Origin of the sequence: Paraclostridium sp., assembly GCF_051656405.1 — a bacterium.
Classification (GTDB): Bacteria; Bacillota; Clostridia; order Peptostreptococcales; family Peptostreptococcaceae; genus Paraclostridium.
On the sequence record NZ_JBOGBV010000028.1, the window covers coordinates 1 to 19,038 of the forward strand.

A 19,038-nucleotide genomic window follows, 5' to 3' on the forward strand; every position below is an offset into this window, starting at 1 on the left:
TTCCCATTCCTATACCTATATCTGCTTGTTTTAAAGCTGGAGCATCATTTACTCCATCTCCTGTCATTGCACAAACTTTTCCTTTTCTTTGCCATGCTTTTACTATTCTTATTTTATTTTCTGGTGAAACTCTTGCATATACTGATATATGATCTAAATCTCTATCTAACTCTTCATCAGTTAATGCATCTAATTCACTACCTGTAAGAGCCATATCTCCATCTTCAAATATTCCGATATCTACAGCTATTGCTTTTGCAGTTGTTTTGTGGTCTCCTGTTATCATGACAGTTTTTATACCAGATTTTCTAGCATTTTCTACTGCTTCATAAACTTCTTCTCTAGGAGGATCTATCATTGCAGTAAGCCCGATTAAAGTTAAGTTATTTTCATCTTCAATTGTTGGTACAAAACTTTCATCTTCTACTCTCTTTGTTGCAAATGCTAAAACTCTTAATGCTTTATTAGAAAATTCTTCGTTCATTTTCTTGTATTCATCAATTATCTCATCACTAGCCTTTACAACTTCGTCTCCTACTAATGCATACTTACATCTATTAAATATTACATCCGGAGCCCCTTTTGTAAACATAACTACTTCTCCATCAACCTTATTAACAGTAGTCATCAGTTTTCTATCACTATCAAATGGTAATTCACTTAATCTAGTATTTAAGTCTCTTATTTCTTTATAATCAAATCCGCTTTTGTCAGTGTAATTCATAAGTGCTATTTCTGTAGGATCCCCTATTTCAGCACCTTCGTTAGTTTTATCTGAATCATTACAAAGTGCTGAACTTAATATAAGGAAACTCTTTTGTTTAGATATCTCTTTTGTTGCTGCTGTTTCAAAATCTTCATCATTTTCTAATATTTTTTCCGTATCGTAAACAAAATCATCTACAACTGTCATCTTATTTTGAGTTAATGTTCCAGTCTTATCTGTACATATAACACTTGTTGATCCTAATGTTTCAACCGCTGGTAATTTTCTAATTATAGCTTGTTTTTTTGCCATATTATTAGTTCCAACTGCTAATACTATAGTTACTATAGAAGATAAAGCCTCTGGTATAGCCGCAACTGCTATAGCTATTGCAAACATAAATGAATCTACTACTTCTCCACCTCTGAATACTTCTATTCCAAAGATTAAAGCTGCTAATATTACTATACCTACACCTAATTTTTTACTAAACTCATCTAGTTTTATCTGAAGTGGTGTTTGCTTATTTTCTGCATTTTCTAGTAAATCTGCAATTTTACCCATTTCTGTGTCCATAGCAGTTTGAGTTACTAAATATGTCCCTCTACCGTAAACTACCATAGATCCACTAAATACCATATTCTTTTGATCTCCTAGTGCTACATCTTCACTTATTACTTCTTCATGCTTTAACACAGGTTCTGCTTCTCCTGTAAGCATTCCCTCTACAACTTTTAAGTTTTGAGATTCTAAAATTCTACCATCTGCTGGTACATAATCCCCCGCTTCTAAAATTATTATATCCCCTGGTACTACATTTCTTGATGGAACTGTAACCTTTATACCATCTCTTATAATTTTTGCATTTGGAACTGATAATTTTTTAAGACTTGCTAAAGATCCTTCTGCTTTTTTCGTTTGAACTACCGATAATATAGAGTTTAAAATTAAAACCGCAAATATTATTCCACACTCTACAGCTTCTCCTAAGAACGCTTGAACCAATGCCGCTATTAATAATATGATAACTAGTGGATCCTTAAAAGTTTCTAAAAATAACTTCCATGTAGGAGTTTTTTCTTTTTCTTTTAACTCGTTGTATCCATGCTCTAATAGTATGTCATGTGCTTTGTCTGAACTTAAACCATTTAAACTTGAGTTTAATTGACTTAATATTTCATCGATACTTTTTTTGTAAAACATAATTTGCCTCCACCTAATTTATTTAAATAATAAAGACCTCCAAGCAAACTCTATTTTAAAATCAAAACAAAGTTTACTTGAAGGTCTCGCTAACAAGGTTTATCTTGCTAATCAACCGGGATCTTTAAATCCGAAATTGGCGATTGATTATCGTTTTTTAACGAAAGCTACTCCCCTTCAAGGAGTACTAAATTATTTATATAAATTATTATATACTTTTTTTTTATTTTTGCAACAGATCTGTAACATGTTTTTGTTTTTTAACATTCATTTAACATTTCATGTATTTTACATATGTAATAAATTTAGATAACGTACACATACTAGTTATAAATTTTTTTATATAGGAAGGTATGCTTATGAATAAAAATAGTTTAAAAATATTTAGATATTCACTTTACGCTATATACATTTTTTCTGTAGGTTACTTTTTATTTAATAAGGATTACGGAAAAAGTTCTATTAGTTTTATATGTTTAATCATACTATTTATACTTACAAAAGCTTATATGAAAAACTTTTACATAATAGATCCACCTTTGTATATAGTAGGAAATCTATTTGTACTTTTTTCATTTTTGATAGGTTCATGCTATGGAATGTACGATATATTTAAACCTTATGATAGCTTTCTTCATTTTTGGTCAGGCTTTATAAGTGTAAAAATAGGTTGGAATATTTTAAAATACTATAATACCCCAACTTTAACAGATAAAATATTATTTTTCATAGTCATTTTTTTCTTTTCATTAGGAGTATCTGGACTTTGCGAAATAGTAGAGTATTTACTTGATAAGTTCTTTAATATGACAACTCAAGCTGGTGGCTTAAAAGACACTATGCAAGATATGATATATGCAATGACCGGAGCATTTTTAATGGTTATTTACTATATTAGGAAGAAGTAGTAATTATTCTTCTTCCTTTTCTATATTAGCTTCTAAAACATTATACTCACCTAATTTTGTATCATAGTCTACAAACACCATTTTACCATCTTCATTCACTTTAATATTTATACTTTTAGCTTCTATATCACTTATATCACCACTTTTTGGGCCAAAACATTTTATATCATCACTTGTCTGTCCTGGATTAAGTGTTTTATTTGATGCTATATAAGTAGTTTCTTTATCTCCTATTTTAAGTTCAACTCTTATGCTAGTTATTGTTAAGTTTGAATTATTTTTTACCTTTGTTTTTATATACCTCTGACCGATTGAATCTGGTTGTGATATTTCTAACCCAACAAATTCTATATCGTCAACCTCTATAGGTGATTTTTCTGCATTGTTATTTATATTTACTTTTTTATCTACACTTTGATTGCTATTTGTACATCCTGTTAACATAAATGCACATAATAAACTAATTATAATTATTCCTATAGATCTTTTTTGTTTCATATTTTTTCCTCCATGTATTAATTCATTGATAATATTATACAAAATCCATGATGTCGTAATTTGTTACACTTAGTCTTTTTAATATAATTTTATATAAAGTTATTTTTTTAAGGCAAACGCAAAATAGACTATGGATAAAATGCTCTCCATAGTCTATTCTTATATTTTTATTAATTATTATTCTAGTTTATACTAATTTTCTATAGGTTTTTTTAATGCCGCTAGTGCAAACATGCCTACTAAAGACCCTGCCACTATAGCTCCTAAGTAAGCTATAGGATGACCTACAACCGGAACTACGAATATTCCTCCATGAGGTGCTCTAAGTGTTGCATTAAACATCATACTAAGAGCCCCTGCTGTAGCTGATCCTAAAACACAAGCTGGTATAACTTTTAAAGGATCTGCTGCTGCAAATGGTATAGCACCTTCTGTTATAAATGATAATCCCATTATATAGTTAACTTTTCCTGATTCTTGTTGTTCTTTTGTAAATCTATTTTTAAAGAAAGTTGTAGCAAGAGCTATTGATAATGGTGGTACCATTCCTCCTGCCATAACTGCTGCCATTATCTCATATTGACCTGATTGAAGTGATGCTACCCCAAATACATAAGCTGCCTTATTTATAGGTCCACCCATATCTATAGCCATCATTCCACCTAGTACTAATCCAAGAACTAACTTTGAGCTTGTTCCAAGTCCATTTAATAAATTAGTTATACCCGTATTTAATGCTGCAACTGGAGGTATTATTACAAAAGTCATTATAACTCCCATTAAAAGTGTTCCAAATAGTGGATATAACAATACAGGTTTTATACCATCTAATGAATCTGGTAATACACTAAATATTTTTTTAAGCCCAAGAACTAAATATCCTGCTAAAAATCCTGCAAGTAATGCTCCTAAGAATCCTGATCCACCTGCATTTGCAAGTGCTCCACCAACAAAACCTACAACTAATGCCGGTCTATCAGCTATACTGTATGCTATATATCCTGCAAGTACAGGTAACATAAATCCAAAAGCAACATCTCCTATAGATTTAAAGAATGCAGCAATTGGTGTATTTGATCCAAAGTTTGCTGGATTTATAGAATAATTATCTAATAAGAATGCTAATGCGATTAATATACCACCACTTACAACAAACGGTAACATATTAGATACTCCATTCATTAAATGTTTATACACTTTTCTAAATGCAGTTTCATCCTCTTTTTCTTCTGACGATTCAACATTGCCTCCGTGATTATATATAGGAGCATCTCCATCTACAGCTTTAGTTATTAATTCCTCTGCTTTATGAATTCCATTAGCAACTTTAGTTATTATAACTTTTTTACCATTAAATCTTGCCATGTCTACTTTTTTGTCAGCTGCAACTATTATAGCATTTGTATTTTCAATTTCTTCTTTAGTTAAAATATTCTTAGCCCCTGATGACCCGTTAGTTTCTACTTTTATACTAATTCCCATCTTTTCCGCTTGCTTGTTTAGACTTTCAGCTGCCATAAAAGTATGAGCTATACCTGTTGGACATGCTGTAACTGCTAAAACCTGAGGGTATTTTGAATCTTTAACTTTCTTTGGTTCTAAAACTTCTTCTTTTTCTTCTTCTGGAAATTTTTCTTTTTCTTTGTAATCTATTAAATTTAAAAACTCATCTTCATTTTGTGCATTTATTAACTCTGATCTAAATTCTTCATCCATAAGTATTGTAGATAATCTAGATAATACCTCTAAGTGAGTATTATTTGCACCTTCTGGAGCTGCAATCATAAAAAATAAATGAGACAAACTTCCGTCAAAAGATTCGTAGTCTACACCATTTTTACAAACTGCTGCTGCTAAACACGCATTTTTAACTGCTTTGGTTTTAGCATGTGGTATAGCTATTCCTTCTCCAATACCTGTTGTACTTTGATTTTCACGAGCTATTATAGCATCTTTATACTCTAATCTATCATTTAAATTTCCACTGTTATTTACTAAATCTACTAATTTATCTATTGCCTCTTTTTTATCTTTTGCTTTTAAAGCAAGGCTTATAGATCTTTTGTCTATTAAATCTACTATTCTCATAAAATTTATCTCCTTTCAACTTTAATTTCATCTATTAATTTATATATATATTCTTTAGTTGCCAAATCATTTGAAAATGCTGTTGCACCTCCACTAGCTGTTCCTAATTGCAGTGCTTTTTCGTAAGACTTTGATTCTAAATATCCTGCAATAAATCCTGCTACCATAGAATCTCCTGCTCCTACAGAATTTTTTACTTCTCCATTTGCAACATTACTTACAAGAATTTCTCCATTTTCACTAATTAAAAGTGCACCATCTTTTCCCATAGATACTAATACATTTTTAGCACCCATTTCTTTTAACTTATTTGCATAAGCTATTATTTCATTAATATTTCCTAATTTAACATTGAATAACTCTTCTAATTCATGGTTATTTGGTTTTATTAAAAATGGTTTATGTTTTAAAACATTCATCAACAAATCTTTAGTTGCATCTACTACAATCTTTATATTTTTATTTTCTAATCTCTTCATTATATTTTCATAAAGAGAAGAATCTAATGTATTTGGTATGCTTCCTGCCAAAACTAATACATCGTTTTCCTCAAGTTTATCTAGCTTTGTATATAATTCATTTAAAGCCGTATCGTTAATTATTGGACCTTGTCCATTTATTTCAGTTTCATTACTACTTTTTACTTTTACATTTATTCTTGTAAATCCGTTTTCTAAGTTTATAAAATCTTCTTCTAAACCTTTATATCTTAAAGTGTCTTTTATATATGCTCCTGTAAATCCACTTACAAATCCTAATGCCTTGTTATTGTATCCAAGCTCGTTTAATATTAACGATACATTTATTCCTTTACCACCTGGGTATACGTGTTCTTCGTTTGTTCTATTTACTTCTCCTGTTTTTAATGCATCTAATTTTATTACATAATCTATAGATGGATTAAGTGTTACTGTGTAAATCATATTATCACCTCGCTAGTATTATCTTATATATTTATAATAACCTTGAATACATTTTCCTAAAAGACAAAAAATTTCTCTTAATCAAAAGAGAAATTTGTCGAAATAAATATATTTAGTTTTATTTAAACATAGATATAAACTTTTCGTACTTCTTAGATTCACATATACTTATTACCTTGGCAATAGAATCTATTCTTTTATATATATTAGAAAATAAATCTTCATAGTTTAATATACTTTCCTTTTGAAGCGATAGCATTACCACAAGTCTTACTTGTCCAACTTCCCAATGTATACTACTTTTCAAAATGCCTATAGCTATAGCATTTTTAAAAACTTTACCATGTGCTCCATGAGGTATGGCTACCATATTTCCGATTTCCGTAGTAGCAATTTTTTCTCTTTCTATATAAGAATTTTTCATTTCCTCATCTATATAATTATTTTCTAATAGCTTATCTGACATATAATTTATTACATCATACTTATTATCAAAGTCTAAATCTATAAAAAATAAGTCTTCGCTAAATATATCTGATAAATTAACATTATAATATATGTTTCCAGTATCTAAGAACTTTTCAATTATATTCACTTCTTTATCATCTAAAAAAGGTGATATTTCAATAACTGGAATATTTTTAACTTCCACAGGAACTGTAGCTATTATAAAATCTACATCCATAACACCTACATAATCAATTAAATATGATGGAATCACTTTTAAAACTTCAAGTCGTTTTTCAAACTTTGCTTCTAACTTAGCCTTTATAAGCATTGATGTACCTATACCTGATGCACACACTATTATAGTTTTCAAAACTTTATCTTTTTCATTACTTGAACTTCTTTGAAGTGCTCCTCCTATATGAATAGCAATGTTTGCTACTTCACTTTCATTTATATCTATATTTAGGTCTTCTTCTAATGTAGTTTTAGCTATATTAGCTAGTTCAAATGCAAATGGATACTTAAGTTTAATATCATTAGATATAATACTTTGATTGTTTATATTTAAATCATTTTTTATACAAAAGCTAATTATATGTTTACATAGATAATCCTTAAAAACTTCATCATCGCTTAAATCAATAGATGTTGCAAGCTTTAAGTTTTCAATAAACTTATCTATAGAATCTAGCACCTTGTTTTTTGTACTTTCAGTATTTTTATTTTGTACCTTTTCTTTGTAATGGTTTATATATTTATCTATATAGTCTTTATAATCACTCTTGTTTTCTAAAGACAAATATAAAAGTATGTAATTAAACATATTATTAAACTCATAATCAGTAAAAACAATACTTTCATTTTCAAGCTTATTTAAAATTTCATTTCGGATTGATATCATATTTAAACTTACAAATTCACTAAAAAAATCTTCAATATTTATATCTTCATACTTTAAGCTACTTTCTGTTATACATCTAATTAGGTTATTTTTATCTCCGTCAATTCCAATACCTAATTTATGCTTTGATATTACTTTTAGATTGTACATTTTGAGAATTTCTTTAACTTCTTTTAAGTCATTTTTTATAGTTGATAGGCTAACATACATTTCATCCGCTAGATTTTCTATTTTTAATGTATCCCCATTATATAATAAAATTATTTTTTTAAGTATATAACTAATTCTATCAAAATCATCTCTTATAGATTCATCTTTTATATCCTTTAGACTACTTATATCTCCAGCTAAGTTATATCCTACTCCCCTTGAGGATTCTATTTTTACACTATCCATTATAGAGTTTATATTTTTTACTTCTACTTGAATTGTCTTTGTCGAACAACCTATATCCTCCGCTAATGCCTTACTGCTTATAGGTTGTTTACTATTTTTTAATATATTAATAATTTTACTCTGCCTTTTATTTAAAGTACTATTCAATATCATCAACCCTTATCATAATTGTTTATATTACTTCTTAATTTTACTATAACTGACCTATAGCTTTCAAATAAATAAAAATACATTTAAACTTTTGTTATATTTTTGTGGTTTAAAGTTAATAAAAAAAATGTTATACTACATAGAATATTAATTTTCAAAATTTATTTTTAGGGGGACATATGAAGAAATTAATTGACGAAATTTCAAATTCGATACGGTATATAATTCCTATTGTAGTATTTTTTATAGGAGTTATACTTTACAAAAATTTTGATCACATTATAGCATTTACCAAAACTAATATTACCATAATATCAGGTGTGTTAACTCCTTTTGTAATAGGATTCTTAATTGCTTATATACTTGACAAACCTATGACTTTCTTGCAAAAAAAGTTCAAATTAAATAGAGGTATTAGCGTATCTATAATATATGGGCTACTTCTAGCTTGTTTAGTATTCATATGGTTATATGTTGTTCCAATTATGCAAAAAAATATAACTGATTTATATTCATTTATGCCTCATAATATAAATGAAGTCGAAAATTTAATAAATTCCCTACTTTCAACATTTAAAATAAGCACTAAAAATCCTGAGTCTACACTACAAATAAAAGAGTTTATTACAAATTCCATAATCCCTACAATGACATCAATTGCAGGAGTTCTTAGCCAAACATTACTAGAACTTATAGGTTTAGTAGTAACTTACACAGTAAATATATTCTTAGGAATTGTTATTTCTATTTACTTCTTAATTTCTAAAGAAAAAACAATTCAAATAGTTAATGACTTATGCGAATGTTTATTTGGTAAATTCTATTTAAAAGCAAAAGAATTTGGGAAAATCCTTGATAAAAATATAGGTTCTTATATAATTGCTAAGTTTATAGACTCTTTAATATATGGAACGTTTTGTACTATAATTTTAGTATTATTAAAATCTCAGTATCCAGTATTTGTCGGAATAATAATTGGTATAACAAATATGATTCCATTCTTTGGACCAATTATAGGTACTGTAGTTGCTGTGTTTATAAACCTATTCTTCTCATTTAATAAAGCACTTTGGGTTTTAGTTGTAATGGTAGTTGTTCAACAATTAGAAAGTGCTATATTAGAACCTCATTTTGTAGGAAAACAAGTTGGAGTTCCACCTGTTCTTACCATATTAGCAGTTACACTTGCTGGTAATTATACAGGATTTATCGGAATGATGTTATCAGTTCCTATAATGGGAGTAATTATCATATATGTTAATAGATATATGGCTAATACAAAGCAACCTCAAAAATTATCAAAAATAGACTAGAGTTTAACTCTAGTCTATTTTTATTGCAAATTAATATTATAAGATGTTCCTATTTGCTTATAACTTTGACTCGAATCACTTATTATAACTGTAGTTTGTTTTGGAACTTGATCAAATAGCCATTTTATATCACTATTATGCATTCTAACACATCCAGCTGATATACCCTTACCTATGCTACTTTCACTATTATTTCCGTGTATAGCATAAGTAGTTCCATAAGTACTACCTACTTGAAGCCCTAACCATCTATTTCCTAACGGATTTCTAGGATCTCCACCTTTTATGTTATCTTTATAATAAGGTCTATTTACAATTTTATTTACTATCTTAAATTTTCCCTTTGGTGTAGGAGTTGATTTTTTTCCTGTAGCTACATTAAATTCTTTAACCAAAATACCATCTTTATAATACGCCATAGTATTATTAGATGTTTTTATTATTATATAATCTCCCTTTGATAAGTTTTGATTACTATTATTTGCTGTTCCATTATTATCAATATTGCTATTTACTTGCAATAAAAAATCTCCACTACACCATCCATAACTATTTTTATATTTTATCTTGTACCAAATTCCACATTTATCTATAGTATCAATAAGAGTTCCTCTTTTTAAGCTTCCTATTTTTTTATAATTTGTATCTGGCCCACTTCTTATATTTAATGAACTGGCATTTACTTTCATCTTACTAATTGTGTTTTGAGCTATCATATATCTAGTATTTTTTTCATTGGATTTATAGCTGTTAGCAGCTACATAGGCAGTATTTCCAACTACCATAAGTACACACACAATAAAAGCTACAAATTTTTTTATGATACTCACTCCCTTTAAGTTTTTTCTTCCTATATATCATATAAAATTTGCTTTGTAATGGTGTGTTAAAAAATATATCATTTCCGTAACAACTTAGTTTAATACTTATTTATATATTACTTTCTATATAACATATCAAGATGAGGAATATCATCTTCTAAATATATATCCGATACTTCTTTAAATCCTAAGCTCTTATAAAATTCTATTAAATATGCTTGAGCTGATATTTTAATTTCTATTTGATTTAGCTCATTTTCTATAAACTCTATAGCTTTTAACATAATTTCTTTTGCTAAACCCTTACCTCTATAATCTTTACTTGTTAATACTCTTCCTATAGAAACTTCTTCAAACGATATTCCTTTTGCTAAAATTCTTACATAAGCTGCAATCTTGCCATTTTCTTTAGCAAATAAATGATATGAGTTTTTATCTTTAAAATCTACATCTTGATATGGACACTTTTGTTCTACTACAAATACTTCTACTCTCACACTTAATATCTCATATAGTTCATCTAAAGTTAATTCCTCATACTTTTTTAATTTCCATTCCATATAGTTGCCTCCTCTATTTGTTTGTATAGTCTCTTTTATTTCCTTTTTTTACATATTCCCAATCTTTTTCTATATTCTTTCTCATTCTTTCTAATAAAGTAAATAGCATATCTACTTCTTCTTCACTAAATCCATTTAATGAATTTTTTGTGGATAATTCCTCTTCACTTTTTAAAATTAAATGTATTTGATCAGCTTTTTCTGATGGATATAGCTCATAAGCTCTTTTATCATTTTCATTATGCCTTTTAATAACATAATCTTTCTCAACTAATTTTTTAATAGCTTTTGCAGTTGTTGTTCTATCTACATTTAATAAGTTAGATAATGCTTCTTGATTAATTCCTGGATTTTCACATATTCTTACTAGAAATAAGTACTGTCCTTTTTCTAATCCTATTTCTCTAAACTCTACATCACTTATTGTTTGTAAACACCTTGCAATCTTGCCTATTTCTCTAAGAATTAAATAGCTCATTTAATTCCTCCTTTAAAATACTTGAACTTTCACCTATTTTCAAATTATCATAAAATACTTGAACTTTCAAGTATTTATATATAAATAAAGGCAGAATCTTTTAAAAGATCCTACCCTTATTTTATATATATATATGAAATACTAACTTAATGCCTATGCTAATTCTTTATTTTCATTTCTTAATTCTTTATTTTCATTTCTTAATTTTTTAGCTTTTCGTGCAAATAATATAGTGAATACTATAGCAATCCCAATACCTATTGCATTAGATATTCCAGCGTGTAATCTAAATCCTTCTGGTGCTTGCATTATATATGCAAATGTTACAGCTGTCATGAATATAGCAGGTATAGTACTTATATAATGATTTTTATTATGTTTTGCTAAGTATGCTGATCCTGTCCATAACATTATCATAGCTAATGTTTGGTTAGCCCAAGAGAAATATCTCCATATTATGTTGAAATCTATGAAAGTAAGTGCTATACCTATTATAAATAGTGGTATAGATATCATAAATCTATTTTTTATGCTACTTTGATCTATCTTCATTGCATCTGCTATTGTAAGTCTTGCACTTCTAAATGCTGTATCTCCACTAGTTATAGGACAAACTACAACTCCTAATATTGCAAGAGCTCCACCTATTGGTCCCATTAAAGTATTTGATATAACATTTACAACTGTAGCTGGTCCACCTTGAGATAATATAACATCTAATTGAGGAACTCCTCCAAAGAATGTCATAGCTGCTGCTGCCCATATTAAAGCTATTATACCTTCTGCAACCATTGAACCATAGAATACTCTTCTAGCTTCACTTTCTTTTTCAACACATCTTGCCATCATAGGAGATTGTGTTGCATGGAATCCAGATATTGCTCCACATGCTATTGTTATAAATAAGAATGGAAATAATGGTTGTCCTTGCGGATGTAAATTGTGAAGTGCTATATTTGGTATATCATAACCTTTAAATATTAACCCTCCTGCAACTCCTAAAGCCATTATTAAAAGTGCTGCTCCAAATAGTGGATATATCTTTCCTATAACTGCATCTACTGGTAAAACAGTGGCAGCTATATAGTATATTACTATTACAACAACCCATATTTTAGCATCTATTGATGTTAAAGTTGTTAACAGTGCTGCTGGTCCTGTCATAAATACAGTACCAACTAATATTAAAAGTACAACTGTAAATACTCTCATTAAGTTTTTAGTTGAATTTCCTAAGTATTTTCCAACTAGTTCAGAAGCTGAGTCACCTCTGTTTTTCATTGATAAATATCCAGATAAGAAGTCATGAACTCCTCCTGCAAATATTGTTCCAAACACTATCCATAAAAATGCTGCTGGTCCAAATAAAGCACCTTGTATTGCTCCAAATATAGGTCCCAGTCCTGCTATATTTAAGAATTGTATAAGGAATATTTTTTTCCATTTCATTGGAATGTAATCTACACCATCTTCAAGTGTAGTTGCTGGTGTATTGATGCTATCATCAATTCCAAAAGTTCTTTCTACAAATTTACCATAAGTATAATACCCAATTATAAGTAACGCTATTGATCCTAAAAAACTTATCACATCAATCGCTCCTTCCCTAAAAGTTAATAAAAATTCGCTTTGCTCATGTCCTATAATTTCCTTAAGCGTAAAAAAATGATGTTAAGAAAATCTTTTCTTAACATCATTATATATGTATTCATGTTTTAATTTGTCGATTGATGAGTTAAACGTTATTTTATGTTCATGAAATGCATTTTTCGTGTAATAAAATGCATTTCATGAATAAATTTTCTTAGAATTCACTTGAAATTTGTTTAAATAGTTTCTTAGAATTTATTATATTTTCTTTTAGCTCTAGAGCATCTACTAAAACTAATTGGCTAAACTTATCAGTTCTTTTATTAAAGCACTTAATTATATCCTCTTTAGAATTATCCCTATACATTAGCTTATCTACATCATAAACTAAATCTACTACTCCGACATTACATTGGCTAATTTTTCTAAAATTATTTACTAAAAATCTAATATCATTCATAAACATTCGTTGATTATATAAAAAGTCATCAATACTATTTGATAAAAGTGTTAAGTTGTTTATATCTATTTTTTTATTTATTAAGTTATTTACAAATATCATCTCTTTAATATCATCATCTATTTTTAAATCTAATCTGCCTAATTCATATAGCTTTGAAAGTACTTTTTCATTTATCATTATCGATTTTTCAATATCTTTTTTAGTTACATCACTCATTTTGTAAGGTAGTATAACTTTATTTGCGTATAATGCAATTATAGTACCTGCAACAACAAATACTAGTCTATTTATAGATATCATCTCTAAACTACTCGTCATAGCTGCTGCTCCTAAAGCAGAAATTGTTGTACATATCATTTGATCTTTGTATTTAGTTTGGAAGTTACTTATATATCCAACTACAAGTATAACTAATACTCTAGCTGAATTGTCTTTTATTAAGTAAAATAAAATTTCAAAAATTACCAAACCTATTACAGTACCTACAAGTCTATCCTTACCTTTTACTTGACTAGCTTCAAGATAAGGTTGAACTATAGATGATAAACTAAAGACTAACCATTTTCCATATTCAAGATTGAAAATACTAACTATAAAAACACCAATACTTGTAACAATAGCTCCTCTTAATGCAAAGGTAAATTTAAGAGAGTCCTTACTTATATTATTTTTTAAATCATCTACTCTATCTAATAAATTCGTTACAAAATAATTTTCCTTAATTTTATCTATTTTTTTATCCCTTGAATCTTTTAAATCATAGCTTAATAAATCTGCTGCATCTTTAAGTTCATATATTAAATAGTAACTTGGATTTATTTTATCTGTATCTTCAGCATAGCTACCTATCTTATTTATTAATTCGTCTATGCTTAAATTTTCATTTGTAAAATTACCAATTTCTACTAATAAGTTCTTTACTTCATTTAATGTTTTAAAATAACCTTCATTGTCATTTCTATCATCCTTAATTTTACCTATTGTTAAGTTAATACTTTCTAAAAATCTACTTATAAATAAACTTTGCATAATTTCAATAGGTAAGTTTATATCTTTATCTATTCTTTTATACATATCAGATACTAAATCTCTTATTCCTATGTATGTTTTTTTGTTTAACTCATTTACAAAATCTAAATTTTTATTTTCTAATATACAGTTTATTTCCTCATTTATGTACTCTATAGAACTCTTTATTATTTTTTTAGATTGTGTTTTAAGCTTATTTTTATTAGCTATCATCTGAATTGCCATTATTGCTAATCCACAAAATGCAAGTGCCACCAATCTAGTTGGTAATTCTTTTATATCTACAGGACTATATAACATAAATAGATACCCTAATGTAAAAGCTACATACGTAGGTTTTTTAGTATTATATGTAAAATTATATAAAACAGTAAATATTACTATAAAAGTTATAATTAATGCTAAAAGTGAATTGTTTGCGGCTAGAAAAGCCCCTACACCTAATCCAACCTCTAAACATACAAAATATATTGTATTTCTTACTGGGTTTATAGTATAATCTGTTCCTAGTAAAGATAGAGCGGCTGTGATACCTGCAACTCCAACCAATGTATTTGCATCTCCAAACACACTTTTAAAACCTATAATTGCTGTTACTATAACTACAAACATTATGGTAGTAGATAAGATTTTTTTCTTCTCCATAATAAATCTCCTTTGATGTTTATCAAAATTTTTCTATAGAAGTATATACCACTACTTATATGCTTTTAAAACACAAAAGGAGTAATTTCGTATTACTCCCTTTAAGTTTAAATTTTTCGAATTATAAAATTAGTCTAACCATTTAACTAAGCCTGTTTCCATATCGTAATTAGACCCAGTTACTTTAACTTTTTTCTCATCAATATATTTTTTTACTATTTCATTTTCTTTAATTAAATTAATCGAATTCTTAGTATTAAACTCAACTGCATTATTATAAATTTCTTCTTGTGATCCACCTTGTAATTTTGCTTTTTCATAACTTGGTTTAATCTTTTGCCCCAACATTTTCAACTTTCCATTTAGATTTTCTTTAGATACTACCTCTACAGCTCCACAATCATTATGGCCCATAACTACAACTAATGATACATCTAACTTGCTTATAGCATATTCAATACTTCCTAATACAGTATCATCAATTACATTTCCAGCTACCCTAATTACAAATAGCTCTCCTAGCCCTGTGTAAAATATATTTTCAGGAACTACTCTTGAGTCAGAACAAGTTAAAATAACAGCATAAGGCTTTTGTCCGTCTTCATTGAGTTTTTTTCTTGTGTCTTTATCGATTATATTTTTATTGTATGTAGCCTCTAAATATATTTCATTTCCTTTTTTTAATCTATTTAATGGATCTTCTTTAGTATCACTATAAGTTTGAATAATATTTTGAGTATCATTACTTAAACTCTTTTTTTCTAATTCTTCAACGAATGTTTTTGCGCAAAATAATCCTAAAAGTATAAAAATTGCTAACAATAATTCTTTTTTTTCTTTCATATTATATCACCTATACTTATAAATATTATTTTTCCAAACTTATTGTTTCCTAAATATATATATTGATGCGAAAAAATACCCAATTTTAAATTATTTACTTCTTTGTTTATCAATTATATCGTCAACTATAACTGCTAAAGTTAAAATAAATGCTTCATCTTCAAAATCAGTTTCTACATTATAACTATCTGTAAAAGTAAAAACTTCTTTATGAATTCTAGCTATTTGCTCACTTCCTTTATATATTTCATAATTGTGATCAATTATATCCCCTGTTACATTTAAATCCCCATATTTACTTTCTATTTTTATACTATCTCTCATAAACGAAGGTTTTTTATTTACTTCCGCTACAACTTCATTGCCTTCTTTAACTTGATATTTAGCTAGCAGTGATATTACAGTTTCTTTAACAGAATATAATTTTTTTTCATCTTTAATAAGATCAAATTGAAGCCCTACTGCAAATAATTTATTATCTACAAAGAATACCTCTTCATTTTCTTCATTTTGTATCCAGAAGTCTTCTTTAATTTTAAACAATTTAGATTTCATATAATATTTCATTATTCTTCCCCTTCAAATTTAATATTTACCTATATTATCTATTATATAGTTTACTTGTATTCATAATGATAATATCAATAGATTTTAAGTTTTCTATTTATAAATTTTAATACAAAAAAAGAAAGTGATAAAAATCACTTTCTTTTTTATTATATTAAATTATTCTGCTCTTTCAGGTTTAAATGCTTTTCTTAACATTGATATAGAAGTGTAAGTTATAACTACTATAACTACCCATTTTAATATATCAATTGGCATACTCTTAACTATAAATGCAGCTATAAATACTCCTACAACTCCACCTATTGTTATAAAGAATGAAGTTTTCTTAGCATAAGCTCCTTCTTTTATAAACTTAGTACTTGCAACTGGCATTAACATTGCGCAAGATCCCATCATTATAGGGAAAGCAACATCTGGTGACATTCCTAAGAAGTAAACCATAGCCATACATGGAGAATATAATCCAACACCTGCAGTCATTAATGCTCCTAATATAAAATTACCTATTATTCCTATAACTAGTTTTGCTCCACTTAATCCTGTAGCAGTTCCGCCTCCAGGCATTAATTCTAATTGAGCTAATAACATTAAAAGTGCAGTTATTGCTAATGCAATACCCATTATAATTTGTATCTTACGTTCATCCATCTTAGCTATAACTCCAGCTCCAAGGTATGAACCTACTACAGCTGCTCCTATTAAGCATATTAAAGTTACTGGATCTACCTTTATAACAGTTGTGAATATAAATGCTTCTAAGACAACTGGTATAGTGTGACATACATTTAATGTACCAGGTATTAATCTGTCTGATATATTCATCTTTAAAGCATTAAACATTGCAACCGTTGGTGCAAAAGACCCTATTCCCAGTGTATCAAAAAAGTCTGTTACAAAACCTGTTGCTACTGCTTTACCTGCTGATACATCTTCAAAGTTGTTTTCTGATTTTGCTTTTGCTATATCCTTGAAGTATGAAAATCCAAAGAAAGCTGTAAATACGCCTAGTAAAACTCTTATTACGTTAATCATAGTTGAACCCCCTAATATATACTTGTTTTTTCCCCTTAATCATCACATTCGTGAGTCGGCTCATTTTAACTTTCACCCCCTGTAAAAGCCTAATACCTTTTAAAAAAGCAAGTATTGTGCCACTTGTTCTTTTATTAACAATAAAATTTTAAATCGTTGAAATCTTTCAAATCTTTGGTATTTTATATATATTTGCATTGGAATCTATTTATTCTTAAAATTTTGTGTAATTTATTCTAAACTTGTCAAAAAGTCAATAAACAGACGTGTTTTTTTTAATACATCAGATAAAAACATTCTATTATTGGCTATTTTACTTGCTTTTTAGATTTTATTTTCATAACGTCAATTTTCAGACTATTGTCATTTTTTAGACGTATCTTTCATTAAGTATATGATGTCCTAAATTATAATTTTTTATGATATTTTTTAATTTTACTTATAGATAAAAATAAGCTTCTATTGTAAAATCTTTTAAGGTAGAAAAAACATATAGGGAGATTTTAAATGCTTAATAATAACAGCCAAGAACTATCAATTCCAATAATTGATAATCATAACTCTAATAAGAATAATTTTAAAAAATTTATAAAAAAAGAAATAGTACTAATACTTTCAGTTTCTTTAGCAATTATAACTTCTTTTATATCTAGTCCAAAATTATTATATATTGATTTTAAAGTTTTAATACTACTATTTAATCTTATGGTAGTTGTTGCAGCTTTTAAGGAACTCAAAGTTTTAGATAGCATCGCTATATCGTTACTAAGAAAATGTAGTACTTATACGTCAATATCATTTGCACTTGTGTTTATAACTTTTTTAGCGTCAATGATAGTCACAAATGATGTCGCACTTATTACCTTTGTTCCTCTTAGTATAGTAGTTGCTAAAAAATCAGATATTAATGTGTTAAAAATAGTTATTTTACAAACACTTGCTGCAAATTTAGGAAGTAGTTTTACTCCTATGGGCAATCCTCAAAATCTATTTATATACTCTTTTTATAATTTAGATCCTAGTGACTTTTTTAAGATAACTGCTCCTTTGGTAATTTTATCTGTACTGTTTTTAAGTGTTATCATATTAAAAAGTAAAAAAATCAAGTTAGACTTACACTTAGAAGATGTAGAAATTAAAAATAAAAAAGATGTAATTTTCTTTTCTATATTATTTGCTATTATACTTTTATCTGTTTTTCATATAGTAGACTATAGGCTAGCGTTTATTATAACTTTATTAACTGTACTTATCTTAAATAAAAAATTACTAATACAAATTGATTATTCATTACTTATTACATTTATAGGATTTTTCATATTTATAGGAAATATTTCTACAATGGATTCTATTAGAAGTTTTATGATGGGTATTTTAAATAGTCCTCAGTCTACTTTTATAACTTCAATACTATCTAGTCAGGTTATAAGTAATGTTCCAGCTACTATGCTTTTATCTGGATTTACAAATA

The 19,038-nt window shown here is 27.7% G+C and carries 16 protein-coding genes; 3 read left to right on the forward strand and 13 right to left on the reverse strand.

The features are described 5' to 3' along the window. The coding region (locus tag ACRDDE_RS04190; protein ID WP_438625728.1) for a cation-translocating P-type ATPase at positions 1–1,909 on the reverse strand (1,909 nt) is incomplete at its 3' end. A gap of 359 nt (positions 1,910–2,268) precedes the next feature. Here ACRDDE_RS04190 and ACRDDE_RS04195 point away from each other — a divergent pair. Then, positions 2,269–2,817 carry a hypothetical protein gene (locus tag ACRDDE_RS04195; protein ID WP_438625730.1) on the forward strand — a complete coding sequence of 183 codons (549 nt, stop codon included), beginning with the start codon at positions 2,269–2,271 and terminating at the stop codon, positions 2,815–2,817. Between the two features lie 3 nt (positions 2,818–2,820). On the opposite strand, the gene ACRDDE_RS04200 is transcribed toward ACRDDE_RS04195, so the two are convergent. From ACRDDE_RS04200 to ACRDDE_RS04215, 4 genes are all read right to left on the reverse strand, one after another. Then, positions 2,821–3,315 (reverse strand): hypothetical protein, encoded by a 495-nt coding sequence (locus ACRDDE_RS04200; RefSeq protein ID WP_438625731.1) that lies wholly within the window; start codon positions 3,313–3,315, stop codon positions 2,821–2,823. A 192-nt stretch (positions 3,316–3,507) separates the two neighbouring features. Beyond that, positions 3,508–5,403, reverse strand: coding sequence for a PTS fructose transporter subunit IIABC (locus ACRDDE_RS04205; protein ID WP_438625733.1), 1,896 nt, complete (start codon positions 5,401–5,403; stop codon positions 3,508–3,510). A 5-nt stretch (positions 5,404–5,408) separates the two neighbouring features. Then, entirely contained in the window at positions 5,409–6,326 is a 918-nt protein-coding gene (gene pfkB, locus ACRDDE_RS04210; RefSeq protein WP_438625735.1) for a 1-phosphofructokinase, read from the reverse strand. Positions 6,327–6,444: 118 nt separating this feature from the next. Next, positions 6,445–8,220, reverse strand: coding sequence for a BglG family transcription antiterminator (locus tag ACRDDE_RS04215; protein WP_438625736.1), 1,776 nt, complete (start codon positions 8,218–8,220; stop codon positions 6,445–6,447). 182 nt (positions 8,221–8,402) lie between these two features. Here ACRDDE_RS04215 and ACRDDE_RS04220 point away from each other — a divergent pair, with 182 nt between their 5' ends. Next, the gene (locus ACRDDE_RS04220) at positions 8,403–9,536 is read left to right on the forward strand and encodes an AI-2E family transporter (RefSeq protein ID WP_438625738.1); all 1,134 of its coding nucleotides are present in this window, start codon (positions 8,403–8,405) and stop codon (positions 9,534–9,536) included. 20 nt (positions 9,537–9,556) lie between these two features. On the opposite strand, the gene ACRDDE_RS04225 is transcribed toward ACRDDE_RS04220, so the two are convergent. The 8 genes from ACRDDE_RS04225 to ACRDDE_RS04260 form a co-directional block, all read right to left on the reverse strand. Further along, a complete protein-coding gene (locus ACRDDE_RS04225) occupies positions 9,557–10,366 on the reverse strand; it encodes a L,D-transpeptidase family protein (RefSeq protein ID WP_438625740.1) in 810 nt (269 codons plus the stop codon). Between the two features lie 107 nt (positions 10,367–10,473). Then, positions 10,474–10,917 carry a GNAT family N-acetyltransferase gene (locus ACRDDE_RS04230; RefSeq protein WP_438625742.1) on the reverse strand — a complete coding sequence of 148 codons (444 nt, stop codon included), beginning with the start codon at positions 10,915–10,917 and terminating at the stop codon, positions 10,474–10,476. A 13-nt stretch (positions 10,918–10,930) separates the two neighbouring features. Beyond that, entirely contained in the window at positions 10,931–11,395 is a 465-nt protein-coding gene (locus ACRDDE_RS04235) for a MarR family winged helix-turn-helix transcriptional regulator (protein WP_438625744.1), read from the reverse strand. Positions 11,396–11,548: 153 nt separating this feature from the next. Beyond that, positions 11,549–12,985, reverse strand: a complete 1,437-nt coding sequence (locus ACRDDE_RS04240; RefSeq protein WP_438625746.1) for a carbon starvation CstA family protein — start codon at positions 12,983–12,985, stop codon at positions 11,549–11,551. A gap of 214 nt (positions 12,986–13,199) precedes the next feature. Beyond that, complete coding sequence (locus ACRDDE_RS04245) at positions 13,200–15,122, reverse strand: FUSC family protein (protein ID WP_438625748.1); 1,923 nt, start codon at positions 15,120–15,122, stop codon at positions 13,200–13,202. Between the two features lie 129 nt (positions 15,123–15,251). Next, on the reverse strand, positions 15,252–15,965 hold the full coding sequence (locus ACRDDE_RS04250) for a carbonic anhydrase (RefSeq protein ID WP_438625750.1): 714 nt from the start codon (positions 15,963–15,965) through the stop codon (positions 15,252–15,254). A 90-nt stretch (positions 15,966–16,055) separates the two neighbouring features. Next, positions 16,056–16,532: an LURP-one-related/scramblase family protein gene (locus ACRDDE_RS04255; protein ID WP_438625752.1), complete on the reverse strand. Its 477-nt coding sequence runs from the start codon at positions 16,530–16,532 to the stop codon at positions 16,056–16,058. Between the two features lie 159 nt (positions 16,533–16,691). Then, a complete protein-coding gene (locus ACRDDE_RS04260) occupies positions 16,692–17,567 on the reverse strand; it encodes a sulfite exporter TauE/SafE family protein (protein ID WP_438625754.1) in 876 nt (291 codons plus the stop codon). Positions 17,568–18,074: 507 nt separating this feature from the next. Here ACRDDE_RS04260 and ACRDDE_RS04265 point away from each other — a divergent pair. Next, a partial coding sequence (locus ACRDDE_RS04265; protein WP_438625756.1) for an SLC13 family permease occupies positions 18,075–19,038 on the forward strand: 964 nt, incomplete at its 3' end.